The sequence below is a fragment of the Caballeronia sp. LZ065 genome (genome assembly GCF_031450975.1).
Lineage (GTDB): Bacteria > Pseudomonadota > Gammaproteobacteria > Burkholderiales > Burkholderiaceae > Caballeronia.
This window is the reverse complement of sequence record NZ_JARUXV010000003.1, coordinates 777,204-794,613: the sequence shown is the minus strand read 5'-3', so window position 1 is coordinate 794,613 and position 17,410 is coordinate 777,204. Positions and strand designations below refer to the sequence as shown.

Sequence of the window (17,410 nt, the reverse complement as noted above, 5' to 3'; positions counted from 1 at the left end):
GGAAGACCGGTTCTCAGCTGAACAGAGGCGGCGCCCGCGACATCGGGCGAAGATGGAGCGACGCATGCGTGGGCCGGTGCGTCGGAAGGACGCGCCACCGCTGCGTGACGCGCGTCAGCGCAAACAGCACGATTGCGAGCGTCACGCTTACGCAAGCGACGAACAACGCGGCGCTGAAGGGACACAGACCGTCGTCCGATGCCATCGGAGTCTGCATGGGCGCGCCGCCGCTTGCAGACATGTGCATGTCGCCGTGCATCATGTCCTCGCCGGACATGTTCATCATTGCGCGGGCGTCGGGCGCGAACATCGGGCCGTGCCCGGAACAGATGACCAGCGCGAAATCGCCCTGTGACGCCGATACCGGATCGAGCATCACCGCGCCCGGCAGCAGGGCGCGCGCAAGGAGCACGGCGAAAGCGGCCAGCACGTTCAGCCGGCTCGCGATTCCGCCCCGCAGGAGGAACCGGCGAAGGGCATTCATGGCGCGCATTTTAACCGGCTGTCTCAAAATTGAGGCGATCGGGCTTCAATAGAATCGAGTCGGGGTGCGGAGTCATACCATGGCGGATCGGCGCTTGCGCGTGAGGCAGGGCTGCGACAGCGCGCTTTATATAGGACGCGTGACTCGCGCATCGAACCCTGCGCATGCCGCATCGAGTTCGCGCGGCAGGACGCGTTCGTCTTTCCGGATCAACTCGTACACATACTCGCCCGGAACCGTCTCCGAGCGGATCAGTTCGCGGGTGACATCGTCCAGAATCGCCCGATGCCGCTCGAGCAAGTCGAAGCAGCGCGTATCCATCTCGTTCAACAACGCGTTGGCCTGTGTGATCGCTCCGTCGAGCTGACGCCCGGCGCTCTCGCGCGGCAGCGCCGCGAGGCTGAACAGATTGCCGTCGCTGCCGAAGCCGAGCCGCGAGACCATCTCCAGACTGATGCGCGACGCCTCCTGCAAATCCTGAGCCGCGCCGCTCGACGCCTCGCCGAACACCAGCAATTCCGCATTGCGTCCGCCGAGCAGCATCATCAATTCCTTTTCGAGTTCGCTGCGGCGGTACAGATGCTTCTCCTGCGGCTTCGTGATGAGCGCCATGCCCAGCGCGCCGCCGCGCGGCAGCACCGTCAGCTCTTCCAGCACGCCCGTGCCCAGCAGCGCGGCGACGACGCCATGTCCCGCCTCATGCACGCCGACGCGGCGCACCTCGTCGGTATCGAGCGCCTTCTGCGCGCCGCTCACGTCGCCGATGCGCACGATCTTGACCGCCTCGCGCAGATGCGCGGCGCCTACCGTGCCCGCGCCCTCCCTGCGCGCGATGAGCCCCGCCTGGTTGACGATCATCGCCAGCGAGGCCGGCGACAAGCCGACCGTCATCCGCGCGAGTTGAGCGCAGTCGATATCCGTGTCACGCGCGGGCATCCGGTCCAGGTAATACTCGAAGATCTTCACGCGATCCGCGACATCGGGCAGCCGCACCGGCACGATGCGGTCGAAGCGGCCGGGACGGCGCAGCGCTTCGTCGATGCTCTCGGGAAAGTTGGTCGCGGCGACGACGATCACGCCGTCGTTCTTGTCGAAGCCGTCCATCTCCGCGAGCAACTGGTTGATGATGCGGTTGCTCTCGGCATCGGCGGAATCGGACGCGCCGGTGGTGCGCGCGGCGAGGCCGTCGGCTTCATCGATGAAGATGATGGCCGGCCCGTGCTTGCGCGCCATCTTGAACAACTGCTTGACCTTCTGGATGCCGACGCCGTAATACTTCGCGCTGAAATAACTTCCCGTGATGGCGATGAACTGCGCGCCGCATTCGCCCGCGAGCGCCTGCGCCAGCCGCGTCTTGCCGACGCCGGGACCGCCCGTCATCAGCACGCCGCAGGGCGGACGAACGCCCAGCTTCGCGAACGAGGCAGGATCGCGCAGATAGGCGCGGATATCTTCGAGCGCGGCCTTGGCTTCAGCGGCGCCGATCACGTCGTCGAAGCTCAGATGGGTCGGTTCGGTCGTGAGCGTGGCATCGCCTTTCATCTCGCGGCGCATGTAGCGGACGATCAGGAACAGCAGCAGCACGGATACCAGCATGCTGGCCGAATCGCGGAACACGGCGAGCAGCGTGGCGAAGCCCGCATGCGTGCCGATCGACACGTTCGGCAGCCACGCGATCCGGTAGTCCGGCGCGCGGCCGTCCTTCGCCGGATTGAGCAGCAGCGACTGCGAGAACACGGCGAAGCGGTCGGTGACGAAGTAGCGCGCGCCGTCTTTCGTCGAGACGAGAATGGCGTCCACCGTCACGCCGATGGCCGCCACGCGCTGCTCGCGGATGTCCGCGAGCATGCGCGACGCGTCCTGCTCGGTGCGCGCCCACGGCGACGGGTCATCGCGCATCGCGCGGACAATGCTCGATGCCTGCAGCGGATCGTCATGCGGCTGCGCGGCGCGGTGGCGCAGCACGGCGCCCCCGATCGCGATCAGCACCGCGATGAACACCACGACGGCGAAGCGCACCCGCCGTCGGCCCCACCGGGTCCACGGTCCGTTCTTTCCCGGTTTCATCAGCGGTCTTCCTCGAATGCGTATGCGTGCGTCCCTCTCGGGCGGGGACGTGGTGCTCATGCGGCGACGCATGAGCATGGCTGAATCATGGTGGACGCATCGCGGCGGGCTGTCCGTGCGGGTTACCGCTCTGGTTACGCATGCGCTACGTCCAGTAAAGTGACGGCCGGGAACCGTTCGTGCTGGCACCTGGAACGGTTCGACCGCACGAAAAAGCGTACCGACCCGACGGGCAGACCAAGGCGTTTGAGCCGCTCTCAACCGTCCGCCATTCAACCTTCCTTCAACCGATGTCCACCGAAGCAATCGAATCCCACGCAAGCTCCCTGCCACTGAACCAGCGCCGGCGCGTCTTCGCGGGCCTCATCCTCGCGATGATCCTGGCGGCGCTCGACCAGAGCATCGTCGCGACCGCGCTGCCGGTCATCGCCGGCGAACTCGGCGGACTCAATCACCTCACCTGGGTGGTGACGGCGTTCATGCTGACCTCGACCGTCAGCGCGCCGCTCTACGGCAAGCTCTCCGACATGTACGGCCGCAAGCCGTTCTTCGCGCTCAGCATCGGCATCTTCCTGGCGGCTTCGGCGCTGTGCGGCGCCGCACAGTCGATGAACACGCTGATCCTGTTCCGCGCGTTGCAGGGACTTGGCGCGGGCGGCCTGATGACGATGTCGCAGACGCTCGTGGGCAGCATCGTGCCGATGCGCGAGCGCGGCCGCTATCAGGGACTCTTCACCGGCGCGTTCGCGGTGAGCAGCGTAGCGGGACCACTCCTCGGCGGTTTCATCACGAGCCACGCATCCTGGCGATGGGTGTTCTATATCAACCCGCCCATCGGCGCGCTGTCGCTGGCGCTGGTGCTGATGTCGCTGCCGAAGGTCGAGCGCGGCGGGCAGCACGCCGTCGATTACGCGGGCGCGGTGCTGGTCTGCCTCGGCACGTCGGCGCTGTTGCTGGTGTTCAATTCGGCGTCGGCATCGTTCATGTCCGGGCTGCGCCTGCCGCTGGCCTGCGTGCTGGCGCTCGCGTGCTTCGCCGCGCTGTTCTTCGTCGAGCGGCGCGCGCAAGAGCCGATCATCGACCTGAAACTGTTCGGCAACGTGCCGTACGCCACCTGCGTGGCCGCGTCGGGCATCATGGCCTTCGCGATGATGGGCTCGCTCGTGTTCATGCCGCTGTATTTCCAGCTCGTGCTGGGCGAGACGCCCGAGCAATCCGGCGCGATGATGCTGCCGCAAGTCGCGTTGATGCTCATTACTTCGGTAGCGGGCGGACGGCTTTCTGTCGGCAGCCTGAAACGCATTGCGACGCTGCTGTCGATCGGCGTGTTCCTGGAATGCCTCGGGCTGGCATCGCTCGCACTGCTTGCTCATCGCGGCGCCAGCGTGCCGCTGTTTCTCTGCGCGATGGCGGTGCTCGGCGCGGGCATGGGGATCGGCATGCCGAACGCGACCGTCATCGTGCAGAACTCGGTGCCCGAACGCGTGCTCGGCGCAGCAACCGCGACGATGGGTTTCGTGCGCTCGCTCGGGGCGTCGCTGGGCGTGGCGTTGTCGGGCGGCATCATGAGCTTCGTGCTCAAGCGCGAACTCAGCGATCTGCCCGTGGCCTTCGACACGCAGGCGCTGCTCGATCACGGCTTGGGCGCGATCGCACAGATGAGCGCCGCGCAGCAGGCGCAGGTCGTGGCGGTTTATCGCGGCGCGATTGGCGCGAGTCTGATTGCGGGCGGCATCGTGATGTTCATCGGCTTCCTGCTGGTGCTGAGGCTGGCGCGCAGCAGGCTGCCGCAGCGTTAGCTGGCCGCCGTATCAAGGCGCCAGCCGCCACCCGGCGCACGATATGTCGTGACGGCGGCCACGAGTCGAGCCAGATGCGCGTCGAGGACGGTAAGCACGGTCTCTGCGCTCGCACGGTATTCCGTGCCTTTGCCGATTGCGAGCATCACGATCACCGAAACCACGCCGATGATGATGCTGAGCCAGGTCAATATCGTGCGAAACCGGTTGATCCAGACCACGCGCCATGCTGGCGCAGCGCTTCGTTCGCGTTGCCGACAAAGGAGGCTGCGTGAGACGCCCCCGCTGACATCGAGGCGAGGAGAGATGTCGCGTCTTGCCAGTCATGAGTTCGACTGCTACTGACTCTGCCTTCCCGTCGCGGTGGCGCAAGCGTGCTCCCTGAGTCCGCGACGATTCCGCCGTCGCTGATCCCGATGATCCGGTGCGCGCGTTCAGCCACTTGCCGATCATGGGTGAAGAGAATGATGGTGTGACCGGCATCGGAAAGCTCGGTGAGCAACGACATCACCGCTGCGCCGCTTGTCGAGTCGAGCGCGCCGGTGGGCTTCGTCCGCAACGAGGATGTGGCCGCCGTTCATGAGCGCACGGCCGATCGACACGCGTTGCTGCTGCCCCGACAACGGGTTGGGACGGTGATCGAGTCGAGTCTCGAGCCCCAGTCGCTTGAGCAGTGCGGTCGATCGTGTGTATCGGTCGTCAGGCCGCACGCCAGAGTAGATGGCTGGCACTTCGACGTTTTCGCGAGAGGATTCCGTGGCGATCAGGTGATAACCCTGGATTACGAAGCCGTGGGCCTCCCGCCGTAACCAGGCAAGCTGATCTGCATCCAGACGCGTCACGTCCTGACCTGCAAAGCGATAGCTGCCGGACGACGGCCGGTCGAGGCGACCAGGAAGATGCATGAGGGTCGACTTGCCCGAGCCCGACGCGCCGATGATCGCCACGAACTCGCCTGCGTCGATCGAAAGCGTCACGCCGCGCAGGACGTGCAGACATCGCGCAGGTCGATGAGTAGCGGGTTCTCAGGGCTGCGCGGCAACTTTATTGGTGAAAAGAAAACTGATATTCGCCCCTACCGGACGCCGAGTATGAACAACTCGCATTACAGTTGAGACGGCATTGCTGCCCGGCAAGGTGGAAAGGGCACGACGCCTGGATGTTCTCATCATGGGTGCACCGCGCGATCTCAGCAAGCGCTCGCGCAACGGCCAAAATGTCTTGACACACTTACGATACAGAACTACATTCGTCGTCGAAATAAGAACCATTCCTGTTTACGTGACGTAAGATTCAATTAAATTGTGAGGTATCGGGTCGATACGCAACAATTTGCACCGGTCATCGCGCGGTCACAGTAATGAATGATTCTCATCAACTCGATGGTGGGGCGGTCGATGACGACCCCAATTCCCTTGTTTAGCGCTTGCCTGGAACGCTTAATCCGACGGAAAACTTCAGCATTTCCGATATTTTTCGGATGACAGGGAAAAGCTGGTCCAGACATTCCGGCAGCGTTAATCGGATATCAGGTCGACATCGAAGCGTTATCGGGTTGGGTAGGCAAGCCGGCCAAGTTTCTCTAATATAGAATGATTCGCATTTAAATATTTGGGCGGTGCAGATGTATTGCGCGATGCCCGCTTTTCAGATCGATTCAACATGAGGTGCACAGCATGAGTTGGGACGATGAAAACGCCGAGTTCGACGTCGTGGTCAATCACGAAGAGCAGTTCTCCATATGGCCGAGCTACAAGCAGATTCCTGGCGGCTGGCGCGCAGCCGGCAAGCGTGGCAAGAAGAGCGAATGCCTTGCCTACATCGAAGCGCACTGGACCGACATGCGTCCGCTGAGCCTTCGTCAGGCGATGGACGGCGTCGCTCAGGGCGAGGCCGGACAACTGCCGCATTGATGACGCCAGCATGAATCGCATGGCCGAAAGAGTCGAGGCGCTCAAGTTGTTCTGTCTGCCCTACGCAGGCGGCAGCGCGTCGATTTATCGTGAGTGGGCCGCGTGGCTGCCCGCATGGATTGAGGTCGTGCCCTTGCACATGCCCGGCCGAGGCGTACGTCATGCCATGCCCGCGATGGTCGACTGGCCTGCGTTGCTCGATCTGCTGCTGGCGGATGCCCAACCGCACATCGGTGCTCCGTTCGCGATCTTCGGACATAGCATGGGCGCGTTGGTCGGTATCGAACTCGCGCAAGCGTTGCGCGAGCGTTTTGGGGTCGCGCCGGTCTGGTTTGGCGCGTCCGGCTGCCGCGCGCCGCGCGACCGCGAACCCGAGCATCACTGGCTTACGTGCCCCGAGCCGGAATTCGTCGAGCAAGTACGCGCGCTGAAGGGCATGCCGGAGGAACTGCTGCAGAACCGCGAGTTCATGGATCTCGTGATGCCGTATTTGCGAGCAGATTTTCACCTTTGCGGCACTTACGCATACCGCCCTCGCCGGCCGCTCGATTGCCCGATGCTGGTCCTGAGCGGCACGCGCGACGACGAACTCGCCCGCTTGCCTGAAGGCATGTCGGCGTGGCGCGACGAGACCCGCGGCGCGATTGAGGCGCGGGAGCTCGATGCGGATCACTTTTTCATCAACACCCATCGAACGGCGGTCATTGATTTCGTCGCTGACAGCCTCGCCCGATGGGTTCAGCCTTGCGGGCAGCCCGATCCGTCGCCAAGGCGATCGCATGTCTGACCGCCAGCGTCAACTGTGGAGAAGAGCAGAGTGGACAAGTCGTCGGCGCTTTTTGATTTCACGCCCTATCTCGCCCAGCGTGAGGAAGTGCTCGGGCTGATCCGGAATTTCGCCTCGCACCACGCGTTCCGTAGCGCGGCTGTCGAGGAGCTCGAACTCGACGAAGATTTTTACCGGCGCCCGCTGCGTCCGGAAGATCTCGAATTTCTGAAGTTCATGAAGCCGGTGCCCGCCGAGCGCGTGAGCCGCCTGCCCGCGCTCGCCACGCAGCGGCTGCTGCTGAGCCTGAACGAAGTGAGCGTGGCGCGCCTGCCGCGCGCGGGCAGCGTCGAAGACTTCGAAGCCTTCGACGCGTTCTATGGCGAGCGCAATCAGGTGCTCGGCGCGCGCATCCGTCCGTTCCTGGAACATTACGGGTTCACCTTCCTCGGCAACGAGGCGGGTCACGGCGAGACAGCGGGCGATCTCGCTGCGCGCGTGCGTGATGTCGTCGTGCAGGAGAAGGCCTTCTGGACGGAGATGTTCGCGCTTTTGACGGACAACGATTACCTCGTCGAAGGCTTGCGCTTCATCATGATCCAGCGCTACAGCCTCGCGCCTTCGCGCCGCATGGCGATCGAGCGTGCCGCCGCCTCGGGGTTCTTCGACAGCGTACCGGCCGAAGACCGGCCGGATCTTTCCGCGCAAGCCCTCGCTCCATTGCTGGCGCGCGTCGCGCAGGCCTCGGGTGTGATCCGGCGCGAGCATTCGTACTGGCAGTTCTATTTGCCGACGAGCATGGCGAAAGCGAATTTGCTCTACGCGCTCGGCTCGCGGCCGGATCGTGCGTTCGCGTTGCTGGGAGCGGCCTTTGTCGCCGAGGCCGAAGGCGTCGCGTTCATGGCTGCGCTCACTCAGGCATGCCCCCATCTGCTTTCGCCCGGGTCGCCGCCGTTCGACGCGGCCGCCGCCACCCATGCACTCAGCGCCCGGTGCTCACGCGCGCTGGCGCGTGTCGAGCGCGACTTCGGCGCGCAGGGATTGTTTCGCGCGGCACAGGGCATCGGGGCGGGCGCGCGCATCGCGGAACGTGCCCGCTGGGATCTGGGCGAGCAGTTGAAGTGGCTGTCCGCGATCGACCGCTATGTCGAATTCGCGCATCGCATCGACAAGCGCGTGGCCGTCGAGTGTCCCGGCATTGATCGCGAGACGTTCATCGAGCCGCGCGACATGTGCTCGACGACACACGTACACAACGATCACCGGCTCGTCGTGATTCGCAACGAGGAGGGCCGCATGCTGTTTTGGGGCAATCTCGGCATGCGCCACGAGATGAGCCACGGCGACATGGTGCTGATTCCCGATGGACGGCTGCACGGTTCGACCGTGCTGTCGGAGGAATGTACCTACGACCAGCCCATCATCCCCGACGAGTGGATCGAGGAATTGCAACAGGAACTTCGCGCTTCGCCATCGGCGAGCTGACGCCGCGCAGTTTCGCAGCATCGGACCGGATGACCGCCAGGCACGCAGCACCCTCCTACCCAGCCCCGTTCTGCTTCAGAACGATCCGGAATATCCAACGAGACACTGGCCCGCATACGCAGGCCAGCGGGCTTGCCTTTTTTTGCGTCGACTGCGAACAGCGGGCGCGGGAAAGGCTCGCCCGGACAACCGCGTTTCTGACGGAGAGTTTCATGCAGGCTGATAACAACGGCAGCGCCGTGAAGGACAACTCCAAACGCCCGGTCAGCGACTGGCGCGCGCGTGTCCTGCACGGCGGACGGGTCGGTGTGACCGACACGCCCGCATGGCTGGGCAGTTCTTACGAGACCTTGCGCACACAAGTGCTGCACCCGGAATATCCGTGCTTCTTCGGCACGATCGCCGAGCGTCGCGGGGAGATGTTCTACGCGTATGTGGAGGACGAGGACAGCGGCAATCTGGTGTCGGCCATGAGCGCCTTCACGCGTCTCGCGGCGCAGCCCGAATACCGCCGCCACAATCTGGCGGTGTTCTTCAAACCGGATCGCGCGCCGCTTTCGCATCGCGCCTATCACGACCGCTTCTGGCGCGCGCTGCAACAACTTCACGACCTCGATCCCGATCCGCAAGCCCACCTCCAGCCCGAACCGTCGGACGAAGCATGGGAATTCGGCTTCGGCGGCTTGCAGATGTTCGTCGTCTGCGCGTGTCCTTCGTTTGCGCGGCGTCACAGCCGCAATCTCGGGCCGGGCATGGTGCTGTTGTTCCAGCCCCGCGCGGTGTTCGTCGACACCATCACCAACAAGGTGATCGGCCGCGAGGCGCGCAATCAGGTGCGGGAACGCTTGCGCAAGTGGGACGACGTGGACCCGCATCCCGATCTGGGCTTTTACGGCGATCCCGGCAATCTCGAGTGGAAGCAGTACTTCCTCGAAGACGAAAACCTGCCAGCCTCCGACCGCTGCCCGTTTCTGCGTCGGCAGCAGCGCGCCCAGACGTGGCGGCCCGTGTCCGACGGCCAGGACACCGCGCACGCGGCCAAGGGTGACACGCGCCCGCTGGCGCGCGCAGCCAGCGGCCCGTCCGACGACGACGCCGACTGACGCGCATCTCCGTCCGCATCTTGCAGCGCCGCAGTCCTGCCGGACAGCGGCCCCCGTGCACCGTTCGATAGATACGCAATGTTCCAAACTCCGAAGCATATGGCCGAGCGCCTCCAGTCGCTTGCGAAAGAACGTCCCGACGCGCGCGCACTCGTGTGCGTCGATGAAGCCGGCGACAGCACCTATTGCTACGGCGAACTGAACCGGCGCGCGCACGCGCTCGCTGCGCGTCTGGGCGGCGGCGCGCGCAAGGGTGCACGGGCGCTCCTGCTGATGGACAGCGGCGTGGACTACTTCACGGCGTTCTTCGGTTGTCTCTATTCGGGCGTACTCGCCGTGCCGGCATTTGCGCCCGATCGCGCGCGCGAACAGTATGCGGCGCGCCTGCGGCTCATCATCGAGGATGCCGGGGCGGAGTTCGTGCTGGTGACTACCGTGTTCGAGGAGAGCGTGCGCGCGCTGCTTGATGGCATGCCGGGCTGTCCGGAGATCGTGCTCGTCGACGCGGCGCTGCGCGACGAAGGCGACGTGGTCATTGAACTCGAAGGCGAGGACATCGCGTTTCTGCAGTACACGTCGGGTTCCACGTCAGCGCCGAAGGGCGTGATGGTGACGCACGGCAATCTGATCGCCAACGAAATCGCGATTCGCGAACGCCTGGGCGTCGGCGACGACGACGTGTTCGTCAGTTGGCTACCGCTGCCGCACGACATGGGCATGATCGGCACCTTGCTGCAACCGGTGTTCAGCGGCATTCCGCTGGTGCTGATGTCGCCCGCGCATTTTCTGGAGCAGCCGGTGCGCTGGCTCGCGGCCATCAGCCGGCATCGCGGCACGATTTCCGGCGGTCCCGATTTTTCGTTCCGGCTGTGCAGCGAACGCATTCGCGATGCGCAGATGAAGGACATTGATCTGTCCTCCTGGCGCGTGGCCTTCTCCGGCTCCGAACCGGTGCGATTCGAGACGCTATCGGCTTTCGTCGAGCGGTTCGGCGCGTTCGGCTTCGACAGCGGCGCGCTTTATCCCTGTTACGGACTGGCCGAGGCGACGCTGCTCGTGACGGGTGGCGAGCGCGGCCAGGGCGTTGTTTCGAGGGCCGCGCCCGTCGCGGGAGACGAAACGGCGCGTGTCGCTGGCAAGCGGCTGGTCGGCTGCGGGCGCGTGCCGGGCGCGCACGACATTTGCATCGTCGCGCGCTCGGGAGACGCAGTGCTGCCCGAGGGCGACACCGGTGAGATCTGGGTCAGCGGACCGAGCGTTGCGGCCGGCTACTGGCGCAACGCCCAGGCGACCGCTGCCACGTTCGTCGAGCGATTCGGACGACGCTGGCTGCGCACGGGCGATCTCGGCATGATGGCCGGCGGCGAATTGTATGTGACGGGGCGCGTGAAGGACCTGATCATCGTACGCGGCCTGAACGTCTATCCGCAGGATATCGAGCAGCGCGTCGAGGATGAACTCGATCTCGTGCGCAAGGGCCGCGTGGCGGCGTTCGCGGTCGAGATCGACGGCCGCGAGGGCATCGGCATCGCGGCGGAAATCGCGCGGCGGACGCAGTCGCTGGTTGCACCGCAGGCGATCATCGACGAGCTCGATGCGCTGGTGTCGTCGCTGACCGGCGAGCCGTTGTCGGTGGCGGTGCTGCTCAATCCGGGTGCGCTGCCCAAGACCTCGAGCGGCAAGCTCCAGCGCACTGCGGTGCTGCGCGGCTGGCAGGATGGCTCGCTCGATGCGTGGATCACGTGGCAGGCAGGCGACGATCTGACGGCGACGCCTCTGGATGCCTCTCCTGCTGCCTCGCTCGCGGCGTCCAGCGACACTGAACGCGCGCTCGCGGCGATCTGGTCCGAAGTGCTCGGCCGCGATGTGACGACTCGCGACGCCCAGTTTTTCCGTCTGGGCGGCGACTCGATCCAGGCAGTGCGGGTGGTGGCCCGGGTGGCGGCGACGCTCGCGTCCGGTTACGGCGTGAGTGAGTTGTTCGACGCGCCCCGGCTGTCCGATGCCGCCGCGCGCATTGACCGATTGCGCGCGCGGCAGGGCGGCGCGAGCGCGCTGCCGGCCATCGAGCGACAGCCCGCGTTCGACCGGGTTTCGCCGTTGAGCCACGCGCAACGCCGCCTGTGGGCGTTATGGCGGCTCGATCCGTCCGACACCGCTTATAACGTCGCCGGGACGCTTACGCTGGAAGGCTCGCTCGAGACCGATGCGCTGAACGACGCGCTCGCCGCGCTCATCGCGCGTCACCCTGTGCTGCGCGCACGCTTCAGCGAGGATGCCGACGGCGAGCCGCAGCAGATCGTCGATGCCGACGCAAGCGTGAGCATCGCGCGGCTCGATCTGCGCACGGCGCCCGACGCTGGCGCAACGGCGCAAGATGCCGCACGCCGCGTCGCCGATGAACCGTTCGACCTGCGGCACGGCCCGCTGCTGCGCGCGGCGCTGCTGTCCTTGGGCGACGACCGTCACCGGTTGGTGTTGGCGCTGCATCACATCGTCTGCGATGCCTGGTCGATGCAGCGCTTCGTTGACGAATTAGCCGAACTATACGGCGCGCGCGTCGAAGCGCGCGCGCCTGCGCTTCCCGGTCCCGTGCTGCAATACACGGACTATGCCGCGTGGCAGCGGACCTGGATCGGCCGCGCGGAGCATACGTCCCAGCTCGACTACTGGCGTCGCACGCTCGGCACCGGGCCCGCGCCCGCGCTGACGACCGACCGGCCGCGCCGGATCGACGGCAGCCGCGGTTCGCGCAGGGCGGCGCAGCACGCCATCGAACTCCCGCCCGGGTTCGATCAGGCGATCCGCCGGGTCGCCGGCGCGCACGACGTGACCCCGTCGATGCTGTTTCTGACCGCGCTTGGTCTGGTACTGCGCGCGCATACGTCAAGCGACGACGTACGCGTGGGCATTCCCGTCGCGAACCGGCACCGGCCCGGCACGCAGGACATCGCGGGCTTCTTCGTCAATACGCTCGTGCTGCGCCTGGCGTTCGACGGCACGCAGCCGTTGAGCGACGCGCTGCGGCGCGTGCGTGGCGCCGCCATCGACGCGCACGCGCATCAGGACTTGCCGTTCGACGTGCTCCTCGAAGCGTTGCGCCCGAACCGCGCGCTCGACGAAACCCCGTTGTTCCAGGTGATGTTCAATCACGTCGTCGGTGAGTCTGCGCCGCGTTCGCGCTGGCCCGGCCTGAACGCGAGCATCGACCTGTTGCTGCCTGCCGATGCCCAGTTCGATCTCACGCTCGATATTCAGGAGTCGCGCACGCACGGCTTCGAGGCGCGCTTCATCTATCCGGAGGCGCTGTTCGAGGCCGCCACCGTGGCGCGTTACGCCGCGCATCTGGTCGCCTGTCTCGACGCGCTCACGAACGATACGGCGCGTACGCCGCGCGACGTGCCGATGCTCACGGCAGGCGAAACCGCAAGCCTTCTCGAATGGAGCGCGCCGCGCGGGCAGTGCGCTGGCGGCATGCCGCTGCACCGGCGTATCGAGGCGCACGCGGCTCGCGATCCGCAGGCTGTCGCCCTCGTGTACGAAGGCGCGAACGTCAGTTACGGCGAACTCAACGCCCGCGCCAATCGACTCGCGCGTCGGCTTGTGCAGCACGGCGTCGGTCTCGAAACGCGCGTCGGATTGGCGCTGGACCGCTCGGCGGAACTGGTGATCGGCGTGCTGGCGATCCTCAAGGCGGGCGGCGCTTATGTGCCGCTTGACCCGCGCTATCCGGCAGAACGCCTCGCTTTCCTCATGACCGACAGCGGCATGACGCTGCTGCTCACGCAAGCATCGCTGCGCGAGTCGCTGCCCGCGACGCCGGGTGTCGCCGTGCTCGATATCGACGCCGACGCCGCGCTCGCGGGCGACAGCGACACGGCCAATCTCGATCTGCCCGTGGACGCATCGCATCTGGCGTATGTGATCTACACGTCGGGTTCGACCGGGCAACCGAAGGGCGCGCTCATCACGCATGCGAATGTCGGCCGTCTGCTGGATGCCACCGCTGCCGACTTCCGCTTCGGCCCGGATGACGTCTGGACGCTGTTCCATTCCTATGCATTCGATTTTTCCGTCTGGGAGATGTTCGGCGCGCTCTGTCTGGGCGGCCGGCTGGTGATCGTGCCTTATCTCGTGAGCCGCGCGCCCGCGGAGTTCCTCACGCTGCTGCGACGCGAAGGCGTCACGGTGCTGAATCAGACGCCATCGGCGTTTCGCCAGCTCACGCAGCAGTCCGCGCTGTTCGACGCCCGGGACCTCGCGCTGCGCGTGATGATCTTCGGCGGCGAGGCGCTGGAAACGGCCACGCTGCGCCGCTGGTTCACCCATTTCGGCGATGCATCGCCCCGCATGGTCAACATGTACGGCATCACCGAGACGACCGTTCACGTCACGTTCCGTCCGCTCACGCGCGCGGATGCCGATGCCGACCGCAGCCCGGTCGGACGGCAGATTGCCGACCTCGGCCTGTATGTGCTCGATGGGCACGGCGCACTTGCGCCTATCGGCGTGACGGGCGAACTGCATGTCGCGGGCGCGGGACTCGCGCGCGGCTACCTCGGCCGCGCGGCGCTCACCGCGAGCCGGTTCGTGCCGAATCCGTTCGCCGCCGACGGCAGCCGCCTGTATCGCACCGGCGATCTGGCCCGCTGGCGCCCCGACGGCGAGCTCGACTATCTCGGACGTCTGGATCATCAGGTCAAGATTCGCGGACACCGCATCGAACTGGGCGAGATCGAAGCGCGCCTGCTGGCTCAGGACGGCGTGCGCGAGGCGGTGGCGACGACCGACGCGGGACCGTCCGGCGCTCGCGTGATCGCGCATATCGGCGGCGATGCCGACCCCGCCGCGCTACGCGCCGCGCTCGCCCGCGTGCTGCCCGACTACATGGTGCCTGCCGCGATCGTGCGGCTGGACGCGCTGCCGCTCACCGCTCACGGCAAGGTCGACATGCGTGCGCTGCCTGCGCCCGTGTTCGAGTCCGAAAGCTACGAAACGCCTCGCTCCGGCATCGAGACGCGGCTTGCGGCCATCTGGCGCGAGGCGCTCGACGTCGCCCGCGTCGGACGGCACGATAACTTCTTCGCGCTCGGCGGCGATTCGATCCTGACGCTGAAGGTCGCCGCGCGCGCCACGCGCGAAGGGTTGCCGCTGACGCCGCGGCAGATATTCGGGCATCAGAGCGTCGCCGCGCTTGCGGACGCACTAACTGCCGCCGCCGTTCCGAGCCCGGCCACACCCGCCGCGCCGCCGCTCGAACCGCTCGCCGACCGCACGCGCCTGCCCTTGTCGCATGCGCAACAGCGGCTCTGGTTCCTGTGGAATCTCCAGCCGGACAGCACGGCTTACCATATCGCGGGCGGCTTGCGCCTGACGGGTGCGCTCGACATCGGGGCGGTGCGCGCCGCGTTCGACGGCATCGTCGCGCGGCACGACATCCTGCGCACCACGTTCAGCGATGACGAGGACGGCGCAGCCACGCAGATCGTGCATGCACGATTGCCGCATGCGTTCCGCGAGTTCGATGCACCCGCTGAAGCCGATGCCCGCATGTATGCCGATGCGTTCATGCAGGAAACCTTCGATCTGCGCGCGGGGCCGCTGCTGCGCGTGGCGGTCGTCCGGATGGGCGAGGGCGTCCATGGGTTGCTGCTGTCGATGCATCACATCGTCTCGGACGGCTGGTCGCTCGATGTCCTGCTCGACGAATTCGTCGCCCGTTACCGGGCCTCGGGCGAGGCATCGCGCCACGCCGCCCTCCCGCAGTTGGCCGCGCTGCCGGTGCAGTACGCCGATTACGCCGCCTGGAAACGCGCCTGGCTCGAAGCGGGCGAGCGCGAGCGTCAACTCGCGTACTGGCGAGAAGCGCTCGGCGCACAGGTCGAAGCGCTGGCGCTGCCCGTCGACCGGCCGCGCCGCCCGCTGGCGCACTATCGCGCGGCACGCCACGACCTGACGATCCCGGCGGTGCTCGGCGACCGTTTGCATGCCTGCGCGAAGGCGCACGACACGACCCTGTTCACCGTGCTGCTGGCGGGCTATCACGCGCTGCTGCACCGGCATACCGGGCAGCGCGCGATCCGCGTCGGCGTGCCGGTGGGCAACCGCGAACGCGCTGAAGTCGCCCATCTGATTGGCTTCTTCGTCAACACGCAGGTGTTGCACGCCGACGTCGAACCGCGCGCGACGCTTGCCACGTTGCTCGCCGCCACGCGCGAGGGCGCGCTGGCAGCGCAACAGCATCAGGAGTTGCCTTTCGACGTGCTGGTCGAAGCGCTGCAACCGGAGCGCAGCCTGAGCCGCTCGCCCTTGTTCCAGACGATGTTCAACCATCACAAGGTCGACCGTCGCGTACTGAACACGCTCGACGGCTTGCGCGTCGAGCGTCTCGATGACGGCGTCCGCAGCGCCCAGTTCGAGCTGATGCTCGACACGACCGAACATCACGACGGCTCCCTCACGGCGGCGCTGACGTACGCCAGCGAGTTGTTCGATGCGGACACCGTCGGGCGGATGGGACGTCACTATCTGGCCATGCTCGCGAGCTTCGTCGACGACGACAGCCGCACGCTCGGGGACGTGCCGCTCTTCGATGCGGCGGAGCACGCCGCACTGCTGGCGCTCGGGCGCGAGCCCGAACCGGCGCGCGATCCGCAGGCGTTCGTCGACGTGGCGGCGCGCATCGGCGCGCAGGCGGCGGCCACGCCTCAGGCGATCGCGGTGCGCTGCGGCGCGCAGTCGATGACCTACGGCGAACTCGATGCGCGCGCCAACCGTCTCGCGCATCGGCTGCGTGCGCTCGATGCGCGGCCCGGGATCATGGTGGGCGTGGCCGTCGAGCGCTCGGTGGCGATGGTCGTCGCGCTGCTTGCCGTGCTGCGCAGCGGCGCGGCGTATGTGCCGCTCGATCCCGCTTATCCGCGCGAACGCTTGAGACTGATGATGGAAGACAGCGGCCTTGCGCTGCTGCTCACCGACGCCGAAGCGGGCGTTGCGCTGCCGGCGATCGACGGTGTCATGCGGCTGGACGTGAATGCCGTCTGGCTCGACGACGAACCTGCCACGCCGCCGTCGGTCTCGCTGCAAGCCGACGATCTGGCCTATGTGATCTATACGTCCGGTTCCACCGGCAAGCCGAAGGGCGTCATGGTGCGTCACGGCGGCCTGACGAATTTTCTCGCGAGCATGCACGGCTGTCCGGGACTCGATTCGACCGATCGCTGGGTCGCCGTGACGTCGCTGTCCTTCGACATCGCGGCGCTCGAACTCTATCTGCCGCTCATGACCGGCGCGACGCTGATCGTCGCCGATCGCGAGACCGCGAGCGATGGCGCGGCGCTCGCGCGCCTGCTCGACGCTTCCCGCGCGACGGTGCTGCAAGCGACGCCGTCGACCTGGCGCATGCTTCTGCAGAGCCATACCCCGTGGCCCGCGCTCAAGGCGCTGTGCGGCGGGGAGGCGCTGCCGCGTGAGCTCGCCGACGCGCTGCTCGATCGCGGCGTGGCGCTGTGGAACATGTACGGCCCGACCGAGACGACGATCTGGTCGCTGCTCGGTCCGGTCGAGGCGGGACGCGACGCCGTGCCGCTCGGACGCGTCATCGCCCGTACCCACGCCTACGTGCTCGACGATGCCGCCGCGCTGGTGCCGCAGGGCGTGGCGGGCGAACTGTATCTGGGCGGAGAAGGGCTGGCGCGCGGCTATCTCGGCCGCGCCGCGCTCACCGCTGAACGCTTCGTGCCCGATCCGTTCACCACGGAGGGCGGCAGGCTCTATCGCACCGGCGATCAGGT

8 protein-coding genes and 1 pseudogene (1 of these 9 running past the window's edge) are annotated in these 17,410 nt (G+C 66.5%); 6 read left to right on the top strand and 3 right to left on the bottom strand.

From position 1 onward, the window contains the following. Positions 1-13: 13 nt before the first annotated feature. A complete protein-coding gene (locus QCE63_RS23600; protein ID WP_309836386.1) occupies positions 14-484 on the bottom strand; it encodes a hypothetical protein in 471 nt (156 codons plus the stop codon). Between the two features lie 126 nt (positions 485-610). Continuing rightward, on the bottom strand, positions 611-2,551 hold the full coding sequence (locus tag QCE63_RS23595) for an AAA family ATPase (protein ID WP_309836385.1): 1,941 nt from the start codon (positions 2,549-2,551) through the stop codon (positions 611-613). 290 nt (positions 2,552-2,841) lie between these two features. Between QCE63_RS23595 and QCE63_RS23590 the strand changes: the two genes are divergently transcribed. Then, complete coding sequence (locus tag QCE63_RS23590) at positions 2,842-4,350, top strand: MDR family MFS transporter (protein WP_309836384.1); 1,509 nt, start codon at positions 2,842-2,844, stop codon at positions 4,348-4,350. A 125-nt stretch (positions 4,351-4,475) separates the two neighbouring features. On the opposite strand, the pseudogene QCE63_RS23585 reads toward QCE63_RS23590, so the two are convergent. Next, positions 4,476-5,345: pseudogene (locus QCE63_RS23585) on the bottom strand (ATP-binding cassette domain-containing protein); the annotation flags it as partial. Positions 5,346-6,026: 681 nt separating this feature from the next. On the opposite strand from QCE63_RS23585, the gene QCE63_RS23580 reads away from it, so the two are divergent. The 5 genes from QCE63_RS23580 to QCE63_RS23560 all read left to right on the top strand — a co-directional run. Then, positions 6,027-6,263 carry an MbtH family NRPS accessory protein gene (locus tag QCE63_RS23580; RefSeq protein ID WP_309836383.1) on the top strand — a complete coding sequence of 79 codons (237 nt, stop codon included), beginning with the start codon at positions 6,027-6,029 and terminating at the stop codon, positions 6,261-6,263. A 19-nt stretch (positions 6,264-6,282) separates the two neighbouring features. After that, complete coding sequence (locus QCE63_RS23575) at positions 6,283-7,050, top strand: alpha/beta fold hydrolase (protein WP_309836382.1); 768 nt, start codon at positions 6,283-6,285, stop codon at positions 7,048-7,050. A 30-nt stretch (positions 7,051-7,080) separates the two neighbouring features. Continuing rightward, complete coding sequence (locus QCE63_RS23570) at positions 7,081-8,514, top strand: peptide synthetase (protein ID WP_309836380.1); 1,434 nt, start codon at positions 7,081-7,083, stop codon at positions 8,512-8,514. A gap of 212 nt (positions 8,515-8,726) precedes the next feature. Then, positions 8,727-9,617 (top strand): YqcI/YcgG family protein, encoded by an 891-nt coding sequence (locus tag QCE63_RS23565; protein WP_309836379.1) that lies wholly within the window; start codon positions 8,727-8,729, stop codon positions 9,615-9,617. A 78-nt stretch (positions 9,618-9,695) separates the two neighbouring features. Next, on the top strand, positions 9,696-17,410 hold the 5' end (the start) of the coding sequence (locus QCE63_RS23560; RefSeq protein ID WP_309836378.1) for a non-ribosomal peptide synthase/polyketide synthase. It continues 18,517 nt past the right edge of the window; only the first 7,715 of its 26,232 coding nucleotides appear in the window; it begins with the start codon at positions 9,696-9,698; its stop codon lies off the right edge, out of view.

Bases quoted from the DNA above. Each gene is read 5' to 3' on its own strand.
- QCE63_RS23600 (WP_309836386.1), bottom strand. From the start codon at position 484: ATGAATGCCCTTCGCCGGTTCCTCCTGCGGGGCGGAATCGCGAGCCGG.
- QCE63_RS23595 (WP_309836385.1), bottom strand. From the start codon at position 2,551: ATGAAACCGGGAAAGAACGGACCGTGGACCCGGTGGGGCCGACGGCGG.
- QCE63_RS23590 (WP_309836384.1), top strand. From the start codon at position 2,842: ATGTCCACCGAAGCAATCGAATCCCACGCAAGCTCCCTGCCACTGAAC.
- QCE63_RS23580 (WP_309836383.1), top strand. From the start codon at position 6,027: ATGAGTTGGGACGATGAAAACGCCGAGTTCGACGTCGTGGTCAATCAC.
- QCE63_RS23575 (WP_309836382.1), top strand. From the start codon at position 6,283: ATGGCCGAAAGAGTCGAGGCGCTCAAGTTGTTCTGTCTGCCCTACGCA.
- QCE63_RS23565 (WP_309836379.1), top strand. From the start codon at position 8,727: ATGCAGGCTGATAACAACGGCAGCGCCGTGAAGGACAACTCCAAACGC.